This is a genomic window from Undibacterium umbellatum (assembly GCF_014284125.1).
Classification (GTDB): Bacteria; Pseudomonadota; Gammaproteobacteria; order Burkholderiales; family Burkholderiaceae_D; genus Undibacterium; species Undibacterium umbellatum.
This window is the reverse complement of record NZ_JACOFX010000004.1, coordinates 85,719-104,799: the sequence shown is the minus strand read 5'-3', so window position 1 is coordinate 104,799 and position 19,081 is coordinate 85,719. Positions and strand designations below refer to the sequence as shown.

Sequence of the window (19,081 nt, the reverse complement as noted above, 5' to 3'; positions counted from 1 at the left end):
TTGCTTTGAAATGCAATGCGCCGGGCAGTGCTTTTTCTTATCGTCAACGCTCAACTCTCAACCCGGTTACGCCCCGCCTGCTTGGCTGCGTACAATTTTTTGTCAGCGGCGGTGATGAGGGTGGCTTGGTCCTGGCTGTTGCCGGGCACGGTGGCGGCCACGCCTATGCTGATGGTGATCATCTCGCAGACTCTGGAGGTGATGTGAGGTATCTCTTGTTCGATGATGGCGTGCAGCAAGGTCTCGGCCTTGCTGACGGCGGCGTCGAGTTCGCATTCTGACATGAGGCAGATGAATTCTTCACCGCCATAGCGGGCTACCACGTCATGTGGGCGGCGGAAGCTGGCGTCAAGGCAGGCGGCAACAGCGGCCAGGCAGATATCGCCATGCTGATGGCCATAGTGGTCATTGTATTGTTTGAAAAAATCGATATCGATCATGAGGATGGCCAGGGGTTTGCCATAACGCTGGCAATGCCGCCATTCCTTGTCGAAGGAATTGTCAAAGCTGCGTCGGTTGGGCAAACCTGTCAGGGGGTCAGTAAACACCAGTTCTTTTAACAGGTCGTGTTGCAGTTTGAGGGTGATATGGGTCTTGACGCGGGCGCGCACCACATCCGGGTTGACGGGTTTGCTGATGAAATCGATGCCGCCCGCCATGAGTGCGCGTGATTCTTCTGCCGAGTCGTTTTGGGAGGTGACAAACAGCACGGGGATGTCGGCAGTCAGTTCGTCTTGCTTGAGGCGGGCGCAGACTTCGAGGCCATCCATGTCGGGCATCATGATATCAAGCAAGATCAGGTCGGGCGGGGTTTTCATGCAAAATTCCAGGGCCTTCTGGCCGCTGGTGGCCATGAAGACTTCATGGTCGTCAGCAAAAATCTGGGTGAGGGTCTGGATAGTGATCACCTGGTCATCAACGATGAGTATGTTGGGGCGGCGTGACAAGAATTCTTGATTGTTTGTCAGGGATGCCAGATATTTTAGTGTCGCCATGTCAGTGTCAATAATACTGCAGTCGGTATTTTCCAGAATAGCACCTGTTGCGCTTGATGCAATCCTTTTTGTTGATATTAAGCCGCGCTGTTATTTACGTGCTGGGCTTTAGGGCGTGTTGACATATCTTTTAGACAAAGCGTTCCCCCCATATCGCGGGCTGGCAATGTGGTGGAGCAGGGGTTGCGGGCGGCATGCCGCCTGCCTGCGCAACGATGTGCGCTTACCAGCGCACATGCGCCCTGCAAGGGTGGTGCAGTCAGGGCTGGTGCCCCTGACAAGACACGCAACGCAGTCCAGCGTGCGATATGGTGGGGGCCGCCTAGGTGGAACCCGGAGGGAATGGGCCAGAAACCTCGCCTGGCGTTGTTGTGCGTCGCTCACTTGGCTCGCCAAGCAGCGCTCCGCACGCCTAGCCAGGCAAGGTTTCTCACCCATTCGCTTGACTAAAAGATATGTCAGCACGCCCTAGTAAATCAAGGGCTGTTGCAAAGTCCAGCGCCAGCATGGAATTTTCCATGGCTTGCTGGCGTTCGGCAGACCAGTCTTGTTGCAGGCTGGCTTGCAGTTCCTTGTAGAGGGAACTGGCTTTCATGTTCTGGTCTTGCAGCAGGGTCTTGAATTCTTGCAATTGCGCCGGGCTAAGTTGCGTGATTTGTGGTGGCCTTGCAGCCTGGTCATTATTTTGTGCCTGCAGCCAGGCTTGTACGCTGTCGATGGTCAGTTGCAATTGCGCCTGGGCGACTTTCAGCAGCTCGGGTAGACGGGCCTGGTCTTGCTGGACGATGGCGTTTTCCAGTGCCAGTGCGGCCTGGGCAAAGTCCTTGGCGCCCAGGGTGCCTATGCTGCCGCGCAGGGTGTGCAGACCGCGTGCAGCTTGCTGGGTGTCGCCTTGCTGCCAGTGGCTGATGGCCAGGGCAAAGTCGTCGCTGGCATGATTCATCATGTTTTGTATCACGCCGGACAGGGTCTTGATGAGCGCGGGATTACCCTTGGCCAGGGCCATGAGTTTGGCTGGATCAAAGGCAGTGCTGGTGATGGCTGGCTGGCTGGATGTGGGCCTGCTGTCTGCGTCTGCGTTTGTTATCGGCGGGATATGGCTGGCAGGCTGGTTGCTGACAGTTGGCAGGACAGGTGGCAGGGCAGGCGAGGGGGCCGGGGTGGCAGCTTGGGCTGGTGAGAGGTAACGTGCCAGCGCGGCCAGCATCTGGTCTATGTCTATTGGTTTGGAGATGACGTCGTTCATGCCGGCGGCCAGACAGTGTTCGCGTTCTGAGGTCATCACGCCTGCGGTCATGGCCAGGATAGGCAGGTTCATGGCCAGCTCATTGCGCAGGATGTCGGTGGCGGTCCAGCCATCCATGACGGGCATTTGCACGTCCATCAGCACCAGGTCGAATTGCCCGGCCGCGCTTTTCATGATTTCTACCGCTTCGCTGCCGTTATTGGCCAGTTTGACCACGGCACCGGTTTGCTCCAGGATTTTGGTGGCGACGATCTGGTTGAAGTAATTGTCTTCTACCAGCAAGATTTGTTTGCCGGTGAAGCTGCCAGTGCCTATCACAACCGGGGCGCTATTCAGGTTGGCTGTGGCCAGGGGCGTAGCATGCTGCAGATGGTGGCTGGTTTCTTGCAGCACATCATAGAGGCTGGAACCGGTCACCGGTTTGAGCAGCACTGCATCGGGGGCATCGGGTTTTCCATCCATGTTCAGGGCGCTGCGGTCATAGGCACTAGTCATCAATATCAGGGGGATTTGCTGGCTGGCAAGCAGGGCTTTGATGGCTGCCAGGGTCGTCAGGCCATCCTGGCCTGGCATGTGCCAGTCGATCAGAATGGCACAATAGTCATAGTCGGGGTCGTGCATGTGCGCCAGATGTTCGCGGACTTTTTGCAGGGCCTGCTCACCAGAACTGGCGGTGTCTGCCTGCCAGCCCCAGGCTTGTATGGTTTTGGCGATATAGCTGCGGCTGGTGGCATTGTCATCGACGACCAGAATTTTGCGCGCCTGGCTGCTGCTCGTTGTCAGGCTGGCGGGTTTGCTGTCGTCTGCCAGCGGCGGGGCGACTTGCATGGGCACGCTGACGACAAATTCGGTGCCCGTACCTTCCTGGCTTTGCACGCTGATCTCGCCACCCATCAAATCCAGCAGGCGTTTTGAGATCGCCAGGCCCAGGCCGGTGCCGCCAAAGCGGCGCGAGGTGGAGGCATCGGCTTGCTCAAAGGCACTGAACAGGCGGCTGATTTGCTCGGCCGACATGCCTATGCCTGTGTCGCGGATAATGAACTGCACCAGCAAGCGGTCACCAGTCTGGGCTTCCTGAGGGTTCAACTGCACCAGTAGCGATACTTCACCCTGTTCGGTAAACTTGATGGCATTGCCGGTGATGTTGATGAGCACTTGTTGCAGTCGCAGCGCGTCACCGATCAGTTCCCTCGGCACGGCGGTGTCTATGCCCATCGATAATTCCAGTTGTTTCTCGCCGACATTGACGGACATCATATTGGCCAGGGCGCTGAGTACATCTTTCAGGTGAAAGCGTGTGGGTGACAATTCTATGCGGCCTGCTTCTATTTTTGAGATATCCAGAATGTCGTTCAATATGCCCAGCAGGGACTGGCCGGATGAACGTATCATGTCCAGATAATTGCGCTGGTTAGCGTTCAGATCAGTCTGGCCCAGCAAATAGCTCATACCCAGCACGGCATTCATGGGCGTGCGGATTTCATGGCTCATATTGGCCAGGAATTCTGATTTGGTGCGGCTGGCCATCTCCGCCTGGTCGCGTGCGGCAATCAGCGAGGATTCCAGTTGTTTCTGGCGGCTGATGTCGGTCGCAATGCCTAAAAAACCGATGGTTTGCTGATGCTCGTCATGGATATTGCTGATCACCAGATTGACCGGAATATGCTGGCCCTGCTTGCTGATAAAGGTCCACTGCTGGCTTTGCGGCAAGCCGCGCCTGGCCTTGGCGACAAAGACTTCAAAGCCTTCTACAGGGTAACCAAGCTCGGCGGTGAGTTGTTCACCCCTTGCCCTGAGTTCTTCCTGGAGATGGAGTATGGCGGGGGTGTGCAAATTCACCAGCTCGTCTGCGCCATAGCCAAGCATGCGCTCGGCACCCTTGCTAAAGAGCGTGATCGTGCCCACCATGTCAGTGGTGATGATGGCAAATTCACTGGCAGCCTCGATCACGCTGGCAAATTTGGCCTGGGCACGATTTTCTTGCAGCTGCGCTTCTTTCAATGGCGTGATATCGGATGCGAAAACATAGAACCCCTGCACCTTGCCTTTGACTATGTGCGGGGTATAGTGGGTCAGGGCATTGTGCAGCTTGCCATCGCCGTCAACGATAGAGCGCTCAAAAATACGCGCCTCGCCTGCCAGCGCAGCGTGCATGTGCGCTGAGTTTTGTTCATATATTGCCGGCCCTAACACTTCGCTGATATGCATGCCGCGTATCTGATCTGGCGTGAGGCCAAACCATTTTTCGTAAGCGGCATTGGCAAAATGATTATGCAATTTCTGGTCCCAGTAGCCTATCATCGCCGGCATATGGTCGATGGTGGATTGCAGCGATTGCTTGCTCTTTTGCAGCTCTTCAGAAAACCGCTGCCGCTCGGCTTCCCTGATCTGGTTTTCATTGCGCGCTGCCGCCATCAGCATCGGCGGCACCGAAGTAATCAGGATGGGCAGATAGACAAACAATAATTGCCAGCGTGCCACGCCACCCAGGGGCATGACATGGCCAAGGCTCAGCATCAGGCCCAGGCAGGTGATGGCCAGCACGGTCAGCAAGTGGGCTTCATCAAAATTGAGCCTGTGGGTAGCAAAAGTCAGTGCCACCAGGATGTAGAGAAAGGGCAGCGGCAGATACAGCAGCGCGACCACCACCAGTACCAGTATAGGCAAGGCATAGCGGGCAAAGCGTTGCCAGTCGATGCGGCTGGCCCAGGCGGGCGCCGCTTGCAGCCGCATCCTGCGCACCAGCGGATAAATCAGGATCAGGCCCAGTGAGGCCGATACATACCAGCCAGTGAAAATCAGTTCAAACTCGCCCAGACCCACCCAGGCCACCAGTGCTGCGGCCAGCGTGGCACTGCAGGCGCAGGGCAGCAAAAAACCCAGCAGTATCATTTTCAGCATATCGCTGCTGGAATGTTCAAAGTCCTGAGCCAGCCCGGCATGGCGTATGGTATAGCTGACCAGCGCTACCTCTGCGGCATTGGCAAGCGTGTACAGGGTAGATACCGCCAGGTTATTGCCCGTCAGCAGGTTGGCTGCCAGGCTGGCGACCATGGTCAGTGCCAGTATCTGCAATTGCCGCCTGCGCCCCTGGCCGTGCATATAAGCCACAGCCAGCGCATTGGCAAACCACAAGATGGACACCTGGTTTTCACCCCGCGTCAGCCACATGCCTGCCACCGCCAGCACAAAAAACCAGAGGCTGGCCGGCAGCAATACCCTGGCGGCAGACATGGGATTCTGCTGGGCTGTCATCAAGCATGTTCTCCGGTTGTGGGGCAGCGTAAAGCGGGCTGGCAATATTGTTGTCGCTTAAGTTTACTCGATTTTCTTGTGAGAATTACAGCATCTTGCTGCAAGATTGTGGTTTATTGGTATTGCAGTGGCTTTTGTACTGCGCCCACGCTCATCCCTATGGGGCGTAGCAGCTTGTCTGCCGTACTCAGGCTGGGGCTGGATACTTCACGCTCTATGTCTTGCAAAGTCCGGGCAGACACCCCGCAAAGCCGCGCATATTCAGCAATGGTCAGGCGCAGGCTCATACGTATTTTTCTGATGACAGCCGGAACCGGCATGGCCGGTTCTGCCGCCAGTTCTTCCGCCAGTGTTCGCCGCGCCTGTAACTCTTCTGCTGGAGACAGTGGTTTGAAACGCTTGTCCATTTACAGCTTCTCCAGTTGCTTGCGGATATTCATGATGCTTTGCTCCAGCGGTGTCAGGAATTCTTCTTCTATGCCCAGATCCCTTGCATCATCAAGCAGACTCGCCATTGGCTTTGCCATCATTCGTATGCCATCTGTTACTACAGCCTTATCGAGTGCCGCCGCTGCACAGGCTTGCTGGATAACACTGGCCCAGTCTGGCGAACCGCCGTCATCTGCTTGCCAGCGTATCCTTCTGGCAATGCCATCAGGATGCAAACGCATCGGCGCAAAATCAAACAAGGGCGTCAGGACGATATTGCCGTCCTGTCTGCGCTGTATCGCAGTGTTACGTGCATGATTGTCTTTGTTGCCAAGGGCGATGTTGGCGATATCGCGTTTGATGTACTCGATGATATCGAGCGTTGGATCAGTCACGACTTTTGCCAGGCGCTGGCAAATTTCATTATGTGTAGGAAGATTGCCCAAGCCGCTGATGCCGCATAAGGATGCTATGCTTTCCTGCGCGTGTCGGAGCACCTGAGCGTCCTTCACTTCGCGGTCAAAACGGGGGATGAACAGAGCACGCCCGCGCAAGATGAGGTCGGCGTGCACGTGCAACCCAAGTCTTTTGGCGAGGTGCATGTATGGAGCTTCCAGGCGCAGGATGTTGGCCAGGTCACGGTTCGCACCACGGCCAAATTTAACGATAAAATGTTCCGCTGCTTGTTCATCAGGCAAAGTGTGATCCAGATAAAACAGACCATCGTGTGCCCGCGTCAACAAAATCTTTGGCCATTCACCTTGTATGCCTGATGAGCCCGCCAGAAACAAACCATGCTGCGCCAGGTATTCGTTGAAATCCTCAGCCCTTGCTGCTACTTCATCTGCGGTGAAGCCCCGCTGCTTGCCCTCACTATTGCCACTACGGGCTGCGACCCATTCATGCGCTTCTTTTACCCTGATGTTGCCAATTGTATTGCCAGCACCAGCAAGTAACAAAGGCCAGTCTGCAGTGCCCGCATCAGATGCCAACTGGTCCGCCATCTTGAGTTGCCGCAATAATTCAAGACGACCATATCCTTGAGGTAATAAATCTATGAGAAAAGCTGGCCAAGCCTCGCTGCTGCGACCAAACAGATCGACAGGCATATTTACCGTCAGCGCCGCTGCATCTGCTCTTTCCCAATACTTGAGCGTATAGTCGGGTGAGTAAATTATATAAGTGGCAGCCGCTTTTCCCAGTCGTGGTTCACCCGTCAGTTCAAGTGCAGCCGCATCACGCCAGGAAGCGTCAATGAAAAGTTGAAGGGTGCAGGTGTTTGTGAGCATATGCACAGTATAGTATCACTATCATGGGTGCGCAAGCGCGCTATTATGATAGTTTAGTGTGTTATTGTTTAGCATGATGATATGCTATGAAGCAGCTTGAAATGTCAGGGACATGGCTGGCGACTCAATCGTCGATCGCCTCTATCCCCTGCAGTCGCAGTTGTTCTATGTGATTCTTCATGGCCTGGACCATTTCTGGTGCGTGCCCTTGCCGACGACTTTCAATTGCTCACGGCTGCGGTATGATTTTGTCGGATTGCCAGGGAACTTCTTGTCCGTCAGATTCGGGTCATTGAAGATCTCGCTCATCGCTTCCACGATATAAATCCTGCCCGGGCCGTCACCGGCTGCCAGCTCTGCACCCCAGGTAGCGGCGTCCAGGGTCGCGCTCAGATACACGTAAGTTGCCTTCTTTCGCTTGCCATAGTTCGAACGGTAACCCGGCGCGATGAGATCGCCCACCTGCAGGTCAGCCCTGGTACCGTGGTAAAGCGTCTGCGCACGCAGATCGACTGTTTCGCTGTCGCTGCTGGTGGGGCCAGAATTTGCCATTGAAGCACTGCTCATCAATACCTCCAATTTGTGCTGGTGGTATGTTTGTGTGACTGAGGCAGGCAGAACACCTGGTCATTGCTATTGTAATCAAAATTGATTGGCGCAAACCGTCTTCCCCGAACTTGGCCGTGATGCTGGGCGCAATATATTCTTGTGCAACATGCGCCTGTGCACGCCGCACACTGCAAGGATGATTTGCTTTGAGAAGTGATGATTTCATGCGGCGCATTGCAATGCGCCCTACGTCACTGCAATTGCAACCGCAGGAGCGGTTTTAGCCGTTAGCTGGGTGCGGCAACAGTCATTCGCGGCTGAAGCCGCTTCTGCTAAAGACGGAGTAGGTGCTTGAAAGGGCAACTTGTACTTGCCCCGTATAAGCCAATTAAGCCATCTAAATCAAATAAGCCACGCAAGTCTGGCAAGCCAGGCTCAGGCCGCGACCAGGCTGCGCCTTATCCCTTCGCGCATGCCCATGGTCAGGCCATCACGCGAGCGGTATTCGCTGCGCTTGTTGGAAGGGCGCTCAGAAAGTGGCACGTCCTCGCTCGCCAGCGGCAGCAGGTAATTGCCATTGGCAAGTGCGCAGGCCCCGGCAGATTGCCACAGGCTGTCGTACTCTGCCTTGATGGTCTTGCTGAAGCGGTAGCGCCAGGACTGGTAAATATGGTTCTTCTTGGCAATGCATTCTATGCCCGTGCAGTGCAGCTCGCGCGCCAGGCTACGCAAGGCTTCGATCAACAACAGGCGTGGCTGTATGCCAAAGAGGTTCTTGGTGCAGGCGCGCATGGTCTCGCGCGCGTTCTGCTTACATGATTGCACGCCACCTACTCTGATCATCAACTGGTGGCCTTTGCGGTCAAATGAAAAGCTAATGCTTTGCAACAGCTGGCTACCCTGGAACAGGCCCAGGCTCAAGCCGCCTTCACGTTGAAAGGCGCAACTGCGGAACAGGCTGATACGGTAATTCTGTTCATCCTTGCCCACGATGGTGGCCAGGGTAAAGTCGCTACCTGCCAGCATCTCCTGAGTGCGGCGTCTGCCAAACAACTGGGCGGATAAATGGAAATGATTGCGCAACAGGCGCAGGCGCGATACGCAACAAATCTGGCGGTCAAAGAAGGGGCGGTGAATGGCGTCCAGCAAGGCCATATCTCTTGGTGCAGCCTTGCGCAAATAGGTCTGGTGCAGGAAATGAAACCAGCGCAAGCTCACTTGCGGGCGCGCACTGCTGCGTAACAGGAACAGGACTTTGCTCTTGAGGCTGGTACGCTCGTCCGCCAGGCGCACAGACAGAGCCCAGCGCAGGCTCGCCGTGAAACTGCCTGTTGCATACAACTTCTTTGTATCAATAGCCTCCAGTACCCTGCCCGCAGTCCACAACTCACGCCAGTTCAACATGTTCACAATCGCACCATTTGTTTCGTATTGCAGATTAATGTAACGCAATGTATCAGAAGGGGAAATATATTAGCAAGCTTAATTTGTCATCATTTTGTCAGCAGCTTGTCTGAAGTTAGGTGAATATAGGGAAAATAGATAGTTTCCACATGGAAATTCTGCTGATCATTGGAGCGAAAAAAATGCGAAGTTAGCCGATTTTGAGGCCGGATATTTTGCTTTGTAACATAATGTTGCGGTTTTTGCCTGTTTTGGCAGGGAGCTGCGGCGCAATGTTGAGAAGCCTGCACGACGACCTGTTGCGGCCAGCGACGTCATACGATAGGGGAAACGAGGGGAAACGCAATTCGGCCAGTGCGCTTATAGCCAAAGCTTTACACCGGAGTATTGCCGATAGGAAATATAAATTATGAAGTACGCAATACTTTTTGCTAAGACGAAGTAAAATGTGGACTATCGGCATGTAGCACAAGATTGGTCTGGCTTAGTGAGGCGCGATAGAGATGAAAACACCTCCCGCAGGCAATACAACTATCATCAGAACGATGATAATCGGGGCTTGCATTGTCATCATCCTGGCTTGCATCCTGTACAGCATCTTCCTGCTGCCTTATTCGGGCAAGATCACTGACATCATTGTGGGCATCGTGCTGGGTCTGGCTGTGCTGGCTTTGAAACTGGTCGGGATAGAGCGGAAGGATACGGGGCGCGGGCTGTAGCTTTGGCCACGCATGTCATCAATCGCGAATGGAAATCATAGGACTCTCGCAATGCACATCCCGAAAATCAAAGACGCGCTCATCGCCATCTGGTTCGTGACATTAGCGATGTGGCTGCCACCAGTCTGGCAATATTTTTTCCAGACAGACTTTTCTTTAGGAATATGCGCGGTTAGCAAAATTGTGTAGTTTGCTGCGTCCATTCTTTCGTTCATACTGGTCTATGCAGTTTTGCTGATGCTCACAAGCATCTGCCACAGCCTGACAATTCCCCCATCCCTATCCACGCAGCGTATACTGGCTGCTACTCTCTGCCATAAAATATAAATTATTTATCTAATAAGTGCTCGTCACCACAAGGCGCATGCATCCAACCACATTCAAAGCACATGAACAAAACCTGGGCCTGGTCTGACATCATCGCTGGTTTGTCGCTGGCGGGTTTGCTCTTGCCTGAGGCAGTGGCCTATGCCAGCATTGCCAATCTGCCGCCGCAGGCAGGTATCGTCGCCGTGTTTGCGGGCCTGGTCTGTTATGGCCTGATGGGCAGCAGCCGCTTTGCCATCGTCGCAGCCACCTCATCTTCTGCCGCCGTGCTGGCCTCGGCGACGGCAGCCATGGCTAACGGAGACGTGGGTTTGCGCATACTGGTGTCGATGGGCGTGGTCATCATGACGGGCGTGTTTTTCATGATTGCCGGTGTGGCCAAACTGGGCAGCATTTCTGACTTTATCGCCCGGCCAGTCTTGCGCGGCTTTGCCTTTGGTTTGTCTGCTGTCATCATCATCAAACAGTTTGCCCATGTGGTCGGGGTGCATGTTCATCATACTGACATGCTGCGCTTTTCTTATGCCTTGCTGGAGCAACTGCCACAATGGAACTGGCTGTCGCTGGCCGTGGGCCTGGTGGCCTTGCTGCTCTTGTTTGTGCTGGCGCGCTTTTCTTACCTGCCAGCAGGTTTGCTGGTGCTGGCCCTGGGTATTCTGGCAGGGCAGTGGCTGGGCTTGGCCCAGTACGGGGTGCCACTGGTTGGCAAAATTGATTTGCAACTGCAAGCCCCCAGCTTGCCAGATTTGACCTATATCCAGTATCTGCGCATCGGTGAGCTGAGCATTGCCATGCTCTTGATTCTGTATGCCGAATCCTATAGCGCCATCCGCAATTTTGCGATACGCCATGGCGATACTATCGCCCCCAACCGGGATTTGCTGGCACTCGGTGCTGCCAATCTGATGTCGGGCCTGTTCCAGGGCTTGCCCGTGGGTGCAGGTTTTTCTGCTACGGCTGCCAATGAAAACAATGGCGCACGCAGCAAAGCGGCAGGCTGGGCCGCCGCAGCGACCTTGTTGATCATCGTGCTGACCATGCTCTCAGTGATTGCCCTGACACCTGCGCCAGTGCTGGCGGCCATTGTCATCCACGCGGTCAGCCATTCATTGCGGCCATCGGCGTTTTATCCTTACTTCAAATTACACAGGGACAGGTTCGTGGCCCTGGCTGCGGTTGTAGCCGTGCTCTTGCTGGGGGTGCTGGATGGCTTGCTGGTGGCTATCGGCATCAGTTTGCTGATGCTCTTGCGCAGGCTGGCCTATACCAGTATCTCGGTCCTTGGCCGTTTAAATGGTGGCCACGACTTTGTCAGTCTGGTCAATTATCCCCAGGCCAAATTCATCCCCGGCGTGCTGATCCTGCGACCAGAGAGCGGCCTGTTCTTTGGCAATGCTGAACGCACCATGAGCCTGGCCAAGCAATATGCCGTCGCCAGCGACGCCAAAGTCGTCGTCATGAGCCTGGAAGAATCCCCCGATCTTGACAGCTCCAGCATAGAAGCCCTCTCAGACTTTTGCGCCAGCCTCTATCTGCAAAAAAAGCACCTGATGCTGGCCCGCCTCAAATCCGCCAGCCGCATCGTGCTGGAAAGAGCAGAGATACCCCATCTGCACATCGGCAGTTTCAGCGAACTCAGTGTCGATGATGTGGTCACCATGGCGCGGGAGTTGTATGTGGAGAAGGTTTGATGGGGCTAACTCAGAGCCGCCCCGGCTGCGTAAGTCTGGATCAAGTTGGACTACACTGCGCTGCTTCCGCTACTTGATTGCAATGAGTAATAGTAATATGATAATTTCATATCGCTTACCACACGTACTTATTTTTTTCGCATGTCGGTTCAGCAGGATTTACGTCCATTGCCATGTTCTGGATGGCAAATGCCTACAGAGTAAAGTCGTCTGATTTTCCGCAACCCGAAAAGGCCTGACTGTTCAGCACTACACACATCACGCGTCTGCGTTTTCCATTCGGGCAAGCAGAGAAATGCTTAAAGTTAACATTATGTAATAATTATTTTGCATTATCTTTGTGACTATTGGTGTACCATTTTGACATCTGTTCTGAACAAGGTTTTTCCCTCACACCCATAGGAGACCGTATGTCGAATGATGCACTCAGGGGGCAAATCCCCACCAGTTTTTGTCCAGTCAAATGCCGCCCCATTTCCTGTTTGCCAGAAGACACGGCAGCGGTGCTTGCCCTGGCGCAAGCGGCGGTGAATGTGGAGAATTTCACCATTCCTTTGTACCTGGCAGCGATGTCGTCCATACAGGGTACGCACACGATCAGCAACCCGCTGGCGCAGGGGCGCTTGTGGCCCGGCATGTCCACCACGGCGGGCACCACGCTGACGTCCAACCAGCGTGCCTACAATACTGTGTTCAGTGTGTTTATCCAGGAGATGTTGCACCTGCAACTCGCTGCCAACCTGGCCACCGTGCTGGGCGCGCCGCCGCAATTCTTTGACAAGACCTTGTTGCAAAATACAAATGGCGGCTGGGCTTGCTATGGGCCGACACTGACAACCATCCCGCACATTGTTGACCTCACCGATACCACCAGTTTTGCCGACGTGAAAGTCAACCTGGCTGCGCTGACAACAGAGCAGATACAACTTTTCCTGGCGATAGAACAAAGCCATGATGATGCAAGGGCAGACATCAAGGCCGACAAGCTTGCCGACTATTTCCCTGCCGTTCCCTTTGAAAACTGGACAGCAAAAAACACCGAGGCCAATCTTCCCCAGTTTGGCACCATAGGCTGGATGTACCAGTGCTTCATGCAGTACCTGGCGATTGAGTATGAAGGCGGCGTAACGCTGTGGTCCAAGCTGTTTGATGCCAGCAGGCTGGATCAGCAGCGCGATATCTTCAATGGCAAATACAGCGGCCATAGTCGTGATGAGTATCCGCTGATGCCCATGAAAATCAGCGCCAGTGACCCCGACATGGCCTTGCTGCAAGCCATCGACATGATCAATGGCATCGTCAACCAGGGTGAGGGTGGGGTAGAAAACTTGCTCAAGGGCTTCCGTTTGCAGGTTCAGCGACGCATTTATAAAAACGTCTCGCTTGATACCACGGTCGGCTTGCGGGATGAAGTCACCGACAATGCCGTTGAAACCCGCTTCCGCCCCGACCGCGCAGCGCTGATAGTTGATTACCCGTACGAACCAGGCAATGTCGATGCCCGCTCGCATGGCGACGTCATCGACCACTGGGATCGTTTTAATGAACTGCAAAACGTCGTGCAAGAACCTGATTACCTCAATTTTGCCCAATGGTATGCCGCAGGTAATGCCTGGACAGGTGCTGACCTGCAGACATCAGCCTATCAGCCACAAGCCAACCTGCCCAGCCCGGACGAAGTCGCTGCCTCATTGACCGCCATGCGCACGGGTCAAGATTATCCGCAATTGCTGGGGCAACTGGTGGCAGGTGCTGTCGATGGCATCAACAAGGCGCTGACCCAATACTGGGCCAGCAGCAGTGCCAGGTTCCCCTACCAGGCCATGGCGGCTTCTGGTGACCGCATGTCGCTGTACTGGGCTGTGTTTGGTGAGGCACCTGATTTGTCTGCCAGCGGTAGCTTGCCTCCCATTACCGATGCCGACCGCCATGCCTGCCAGGGTCTGAGTGTGCAAAATCCGGGCAATAGCTGCGCTGCGCTGGCGGCTTACCATACCTGCTCCAGCTCCAACTCCTGCAAGGGCCTGGGTGGTTGCGGTTACCCCATCATTGATACGGCAGGGAATTCAAAAAACTTTATCGCCCCCAGCGACAATACCTGTAATCAAAAAGGTGGTTGTGCCGTACCGATCTCGGTTTTCCAGACTTATGGCAGCGGTGGCACCATGGATATTGCCGATATTTTCAGCACGCCACCGGCTACGCTTGGCACCTTTGGTTTTACCCAAAACCAGACCGTGTACGCTGCAGCCTGGACTGCTTATACCGCCGTCATGAATGCACAACAGCCCCCCGTTGCTGCGGGCAACCCGCCTGCAGCAAGCCCGCTGCGCATGGTCTTGCCGCCTAACTGAGCATCATGTGCAGGCAATCCCGGTGAAGCAGCCAGACATCATGCACAGCACCAGCCAGGGCGCAAGCCAGGCCCGGCTGGGTTTGCCCAATCTGGGCATGGGTCTTGGCCTGCGCACCCAGCACCTGCCAGCCATACTGGCTGGCGGTGCCAGGGTAGACTGGTTTGAAATCATTTCAGAAAACTTCATTGATCATGCAGGTTACAGCGCCCATGTGCTGGAACAACTCGCGGCTCAATTGCCCATCGTCATGCATGGCGTTTCACTGTCGATAGGCAGCGCCAGCCCGCTCAATCTGGAATATCTGCGCAAGCTCAGGGAGCTGGCAAACCGCGTCAGTGCAGTCTGGGTGTCTGACCACATCTGCTGGACTGGCCTGGGCAGCCATAATTCGCATGACTTGTTGCCGCTGCCTTTTCATGAGTCTAGCCTGCAACACCTGATCCAAAGGGTGCATCAGGTGCAAGACATATTGCAGCGCCCGCTGGTACTGGAAAACCCAAGCAGCTATATACAGTTTGCCGACTCCACCATGCCAGAGTGGGAATTTATTTCCCGCCTGGCTCTGGCCACAGGTTGCGGCCTGCTGCTGGATGTCAACAACGTCTATGTGAGCGCCCACAATCACGGTTTTGATGCCATCGACTACCTGCGCGCCTTGCCGCACAGTCACATTGTGCAACTCCATCTGGCGGGCCCCACCCGCGCAGGCGAGTTACTCATCGACACCCACGACGCACCCGTGCCCACTCCTGTGTGGCAGCTGTATGCACTGGCGCAAAAACTCACCGGCGGCGTAGCCACCCTGCTGGAATGGGATGCCAACGTCCCTGATTACGAAGACCTGCTGGCAGAGCTGGCCAAAGCCAGCGCCGTGCTCGCCGGACAGTTGCCCCAGCAAGCGGTACAGCAGCAACAAGGTCTGCAGTTTGCGCATCCCATTGATTTCCACCTGCCAGCAGCAAGCCAGCACAGCCATGACCATCTCGAACCAGCCTGAACCCGCAACGCTGGTGCAGCTACAGCAATGGATGCTGGCATCCATCACCAACCCACAGGGGCTGGCAGCGGGTTTGCAGCATGCCACCATTGCCCACGGGCGTGATGCCAGTGCCATGCTGGTAAAGGGCAAAGTCGCTGATGTTCAGGCCGGGCTGGCAGTGTATGCCAATGGCTACTGGTTGCGCCTGCTGGCTTGCCTGCAAAGTGATTATCCGGCTTTACGCCTGCATCTGGGCGAGGATTTATTCAACTTCTTTTGCCGCAGCTATCTGGCGAGTTTCCCGCCTGCGAGTTATTCCCTGCATGATCTGGGCAGCCACTTCACCCGGTTTTTACGGCACACCCAGCGCAGTGCCGCCAGAGAAGGCCACAGCCTGCGCTTCCCGCTTGAATTGGCCTTGATAGAACATGCCCGCAACTGCGCGCAACGCGCACCCGGCCTGGAACAAACCGACTATACCGCACCAGACCCCATGGCAGTGTTGCTCGGTGCGAAAACCGTCATCAGTCTGCCTGCCACCACACGATTGCTGCTCACTGCACACCCGCTGTCCGCCTTCCAGCCCTGGCTGGCCGCTGCCACAGTCCCCGGCAGTGCCAGACCGCAACATCCATTGGTAAGGGCCACCTCCTGCATTGCCATCAGCCGCCACCGCTACCACGTCAGTTGCCATGCACTTGAGGACTGGCAGTTTTACGCCCTGTCTGCCGCCAGACGACAAGCCCGCACACTCAGCCACTGTGCACAGGCTGCAGCCAGACGCTGCCACATGCCCGTCACCGAAATCCATGCGAAACTATCTCTATGGCTGCCAGTCGCCAGTGCCACCGGGCTGCTGATGACCGCCCAGAGCACCACAACTGAGCAGGGGTGACCTATATCCAGTATCTGCGCATCGGTGAGCTGAGCATTGCCATGCTCTTGATTTTGTACGCCGAATCCTATAGCGCCATCCGCAATTTTGCGATACGCCATGGCGATACTATCGCCCCCAACCGGGATTTGCTGGCACTCGGTGCTGCCAATCTGATTCAGCGAACTCAGTGTCGATGATGTGGTCACCATGGCGCGGGAGTTGTATGTGGAGAAGGAGTAGCTGCGCGGGAGAAATCAGAAATAGACAAACGCAGCCGTTGATTTGGACTCGTCGTAATGCGCCCAACTTAAAGGCAATTGCCATAGGTAAGACGGGCTTTCGCTGTGAACTGGGCATTCGCAGCATCCATTCGTTGGCAAAGCAGGCATTTGCCATGATGTGAGGGGGTTGGGGGAGGCTGGCTATGTGTTTAATGTGAGTAATGGTAATATGGCAAGTATGCATAATAGTCAGCATTATCAAATAAGGAATCCCGTGCTGTTAAACAAAACCAGATCAATTCTATCCATCGTCTGGGGCTTGACCATATTCGTCTGGTTGCCGCCGATCTGGTTTTATTTCGTCCAGGCTGATTACTTCCTGGGGAATTTTCGTGGCCTGCAGGATTTCAAAGTGTCAGCCCCTTTCCTCTTGATCATATCTTGCTGGGCTATCCTGCTAACACTACGTAAAACCAGAACACAGAAAAATGTTATCGGTGCAGGTAGTTCTCTCATGAGTTTGGGTTTTTTGCTCATTTATTATGAATTCTTTCATCATACTGGCGGCTTCGTCATCCTCTTTTCAGGAATGATACTGTTAAGTATGGTGAGGGGGGAGCCAGTGGCCGAAGATGGGAAATAAGAACCCTGCGATGCTGGTTTCAAAACAAAAACAAGTCCTCCTCATCGTCTGGGCATTGACGATACTCGTCGGGCTGCCACCCACCAGGCAATATTTTTTCCAGACAGCTTACTTTTTCCCCGGCGTCTATGGTGTGCGTGACTTATGGGATTCAGTATATTACCTGCTGCTTATACTTGCCTGGTCTGTAATTTTATCGATACCAAAGTACAGGACCGAGAAAAACATCATCGGTGCCGCATGTTCATTTCTGACTCTGGGCTTGCTGCTCCAAACCTATGCCGGTTTGCCACTGACAGGCAGCCTCATTTTCCTGCTGGCCGGGTTTGCCTTATTGCATACCTTGACAGGAGGTGTATCCAGGAAGATGGACGACAAATCTGCTGAACTCCATCAAGGCGATAAAAAAGCGCCTGTGAAAAAAATTCTCAGCACCATAACCGTCTGGGCCAGTGTCTTCATGCTTGCCTTACCCTGGTTTTGGGTATTCTTGAGCGGAAAGGACTTTTTTCTCCGCAGTATGCGCGGTGTGCAAGACCTGGCTGTCGCAGCGCCTTTGGTGTCCATCATGTTATTCTGGGCGGTCTTGTTGTCCTTCCCGGCAAAACACACTGTCAATGCCAGATCAGGCGCGGCTGCTTCTTTGCTCGCGATTGCGGTGTTCTTTCGTTCTGATCCAGAATTTTTTCATGCGAGCATGGTAGTTCTGCTTTTTTGGCAGCTATTGCTGAATGCGGAGTTTCTTGAAACACGAAAGTTTGCCCGCAAGGTAAAAAAAGTCTATGTCACTCCCACGACCAACGATAGCGAGCTGGCCAGTTTCTATCAAGCTGTGAGCCAGAAAATCGACAGCTATGTCGCCAGTAACTTTCCATCAATGCACGACAAGAAACTCCAGGGCCAGGCCTACGTCTCCATTCCGATTAAGGAAGATGGCAGCATCTATTTAAGAGGAGATGGCATAAAGCTTGAAACATCATCAGGTAACCATGACCTGGACCTGGCCGCCCTCAGTATCGCCCGCCGTAGCGGCCCCTTCCTCAGTTTTTCTAAAAGCAAATCCACAGGCCGTGAAATCGAAGTACGCGTGATTTTTTATCGACTGAGATTTGAAGAAAAGTAGCCGCTACAAGATGCTCAGCTATCAAGCTGCATGTAGCGCCTAAGCAAAAAATCAAGCATGAATCTTCAACATCAATTGCGCCACAATGCGGTGCTAAAAAATAAAATACTCTGATGCAGATATCCAAGCACAAACAAGTCCTCCTCATTGCCTGGTTGCTGACACTGACTGTCTGGCTACCACCTGTCTGGTACTATTTTTTTCGAACAGACTATTTTTTGGATGGCTTTCGTAGACTGCAAAAATTTTCATACTCAGCTCCTTTCCTGTTAATCATATTTTTCTGTGCAGTCCTTCTTTCCTTGCCAAAGAGGCAGACAAGAAAAAACATCGTCGGCGTGGGGTGCTCATTCCTGACCATCGGGTTTTTACTGCAAACTTATGCGATGTTTCATCGCACGGGTGGCTTGATCATCATGGGCGCTGGTCTCGGATTATTGAGTACTCTTGCAAGGGGTGAGGGCGAGCCACTCAGCAGCACAACAGCTCAGATTTCGAAAACAAAGCCTGCAAATCAAAGAGACGGCTTTTTCTTCGCGTGGGTAGCCGTTGCTATTCTGGGTACGCCCATGTTGTGGTATCGCGTAGTCGGCACGGACTTCTTTTTGACGGGAATGCGTAGTTTGCAGAACCCGGCTTTCGCAGGCCCGTTTTTTCTCATCATGTTATGTTGGGCAGTCTTGTTGTCGTTCCCCAAAAGACAGACAGAGAATACAAATAACGGCGCAGCGTCGTCATTGCTGACCATGTCGATTTTTCTGTTTTGGTATGCAGAATTCATACAGACAGCATTTTTTTCTTTGTATATTTGTACGATGCTGTGGATGAGCCGGACTTCTCAGCAAAAGGCTGACAATACGCAAGTCAACAACGCCGGATAACTGAATTCTCCTGAACTGCCAGTCGGATTCTTGGTGAACGTCGTTGTGCATCGGAGCCGAAATTTGGCTGCTGCACCAGTCTTGTAAAGCGCCTTG

General features: G+C 54.1%; 14 protein-coding genes and 1 pseudogene. 9 read left to right on the top strand and 6 right to left on the bottom strand.

Going from position 1 to position 19,081, the window contains the following annotated elements:
- Positions 1-50 precede the first annotated feature (50 nt).
- The 6 genes and pseudogenes from H8L47_RS10440 to H8L47_RS10415 all read right to left on the bottom strand — a co-directional run bounded on the left by H8L47_RS10440 (position 51) and on the right by H8L47_RS10415 (position 9,167).
- Complete coding sequence (locus H8L47_RS10440) at positions 51-995, bottom strand: GGDEF domain-containing response regulator (RefSeq protein ID WP_186953538.1); 945 nt, start codon at positions 993-995, stop codon at positions 51-53.
- A gap of 430 nt (positions 996-1,425) precedes the next feature.
- A complete protein-coding gene (locus H8L47_RS10435; RefSeq protein ID WP_230413694.1) occupies positions 1,426-5,496 on the bottom strand; it encodes a response regulator in 4,071 nt (1,356 codons plus the stop codon).
- A gap of 113 nt (positions 5,497-5,609) precedes the next feature.
- On the bottom strand, positions 5,610-5,903 hold the full coding sequence (locus H8L47_RS10430; RefSeq protein WP_186953536.1) for a helix-turn-helix domain-containing protein: 294 nt from the start codon (positions 5,901-5,903) through the stop codon (positions 5,610-5,612).
- Complete coding sequence (locus tag H8L47_RS10425; protein ID WP_186953535.1) at positions 5,904-7,214, bottom strand: type II toxin-antitoxin system HipA family toxin; 1,311 nt, start codon at positions 7,212-7,214, stop codon at positions 5,904-5,906.
- A gap of 124 nt (positions 7,215-7,338) precedes the next feature.
- Positions 7,339-7,766, bottom strand: a pseudogene (arr, locus tag H8L47_RS10420) (NAD(+)--rifampin ADP-ribosyltransferase).
- A 432-nt stretch (positions 7,767-8,198) separates the two neighbouring features.
- Positions 8,199-9,167: a DUF535 family protein gene (locus H8L47_RS10415; RefSeq protein WP_186953534.1), complete on the bottom strand. Its 969-nt coding sequence runs from the start codon at positions 9,165-9,167 to the stop codon at positions 8,199-8,201.
- Positions 9,168-9,670: 503 nt separating this feature from the next.
- Here H8L47_RS10415 and H8L47_RS10410 point away from each other — a divergent pair.
- The 9 genes from H8L47_RS10410 (at position 9,671) to H8L47_RS10370 (ending at position 18,985) form a co-directional block, all read left to right on the top strand.
- Positions 9,671-9,886 (top strand): hypothetical protein, encoded by a 216-nt coding sequence (locus tag H8L47_RS10410; protein ID WP_186953533.1) that lies wholly within the window; start codon positions 9,671-9,673, stop codon positions 9,884-9,886.
- A 389-nt stretch (positions 9,887-10,275) separates the two neighbouring features.
- Positions 10,276-11,904: a SulP family inorganic anion transporter gene (locus H8L47_RS10405; RefSeq protein ID WP_186953532.1), complete on the top strand. Its 1,629-nt coding sequence runs from the start codon at positions 10,276-10,278 to the stop codon at positions 11,902-11,904.
- 410 nt (positions 11,905-12,314) lie between these two features.
- Entirely contained in the window at positions 12,315-14,258 is a 1,944-nt protein-coding gene (locus H8L47_RS10400; RefSeq protein ID WP_186953531.1) for a ferritin-like domain-containing protein, read from the top strand.
- 40 nt (positions 14,259-14,298) lie between these two features.
- Positions 14,299-15,258 carry an MNIO family bufferin maturase gene (gene bufB / locus H8L47_RS10395; protein ID WP_186953530.1) on the top strand — a complete coding sequence of 320 codons (960 nt, stop codon included), beginning with the start codon at positions 14,299-14,301 and terminating at the stop codon, positions 15,256-15,258.
- A complete protein-coding gene (locus tag H8L47_RS10390) occupies positions 15,236-16,135 on the top strand; it encodes an HvfC/BufC N-terminal domain-containing protein (RefSeq protein WP_186953529.1) in 900 nt (299 codons plus the stop codon). Before bufB ends, H8L47_RS10390 begins: the two co-directional genes overlap by 23 nt.
- Entirely contained in the window at positions 16,132-16,314 is a 183-nt protein-coding gene (locus tag H8L47_RS10385) for a hypothetical protein (RefSeq protein ID WP_186953781.1), read from the top strand. Before H8L47_RS10390 ends, H8L47_RS10385 begins: the two co-directional genes overlap by 4 nt.
- Before the next feature lie 298 nt (positions 16,315-16,612).
- Positions 16,613-16,981: a hypothetical protein gene (locus H8L47_RS10380; RefSeq protein WP_186953528.1), complete on the top strand. Its 369-nt coding sequence runs from the start codon at positions 16,613-16,615 to the stop codon at positions 16,979-16,981.
- Positions 16,982-16,991: 10 nt separating this feature from the next.
- Positions 16,992-18,104, top strand: coding sequence for an energy transducer TonB (locus H8L47_RS10375; protein ID WP_186953527.1), 1,113 nt, complete (start codon positions 16,992-16,994; stop codon positions 18,102-18,104).
- Between the two features lie 113 nt (positions 18,105-18,217).
- Entirely contained in the window at positions 18,218-18,985 is a 768-nt protein-coding gene (locus H8L47_RS10370) for a hypothetical protein (protein ID WP_186953526.1), read from the top strand.
- The last annotated feature ends 96 nt before the right edge of the window (positions 18,986-19,081 follow it).

Bases quoted from the DNA above. Each gene is read 5' to 3' on its own strand.
- H8L47_RS10440 (WP_186953538.1), bottom strand. From the start codon at position 995: ATGGCGACACTAAAATATCTGGCATCCCTGACAAACAATCAAGAATTC.
- H8L47_RS10435 (WP_230413694.1), bottom strand. From the start codon at position 5,496: ATGACAGCCCAGCAGAATCCCATGTCTGCCGCCAGGGTATTGCTGCCG.
- H8L47_RS10430 (WP_186953536.1), bottom strand. From the start codon at position 5,903: ATGGACAAGCGTTTCAAACCACTGTCTCCAGCAGAAGAGTTACAGGCG.
- H8L47_RS10425 (WP_186953535.1), bottom strand. From the start codon at position 7,214: ATGCTCACAAACACCTGCACCCTTCAACTTTTCATTGACGCTTCCTGG.
- H8L47_RS10415 (WP_186953534.1), bottom strand. From the start codon at position 9,167: ATGTTGAACTGGCGTGAGTTGTGGACTGCGGGCAGGGTACTGGAGGCT.
- H8L47_RS10410 (WP_186953533.1), top strand. From the start codon at position 9,671: ATGAAAACACCTCCCGCAGGCAATACAACTATCATCAGAACGATGATA.
- H8L47_RS10405 (WP_186953532.1), top strand. From the start codon at position 10,276: ATGAACAAAACCTGGGCCTGGTCTGACATCATCGCTGGTTTGTCGCTG.
- H8L47_RS10400 (WP_186953531.1), top strand. From the start codon at position 12,315: ATGTCGAATGATGCACTCAGGGGGCAAATCCCCACCAGTTTTTGTCCA.
- bufB (WP_186953530.1), top strand. From the start codon at position 14,299: ATGCACAGCACCAGCCAGGGCGCAAGCCAGGCCCGGCTGGGTTTGCCC.
- H8L47_RS10390 (WP_186953529.1), top strand. From the start codon at position 15,236: ATGACCATCTCGAACCAGCCTGAACCCGCAACGCTGGTGCAGCTACAG.
- H8L47_RS10375 (WP_186953527.1), top strand. From the start codon at position 16,992: ATGCTGGTTTCAAAACAAAAACAAGTCCTCCTCATCGTCTGGGCATTG.
- H8L47_RS10370 (WP_186953526.1), top strand. From the start codon at position 18,218: ATGCAGATATCCAAGCACAAACAAGTCCTCCTCATTGCCTGGTTGCTG.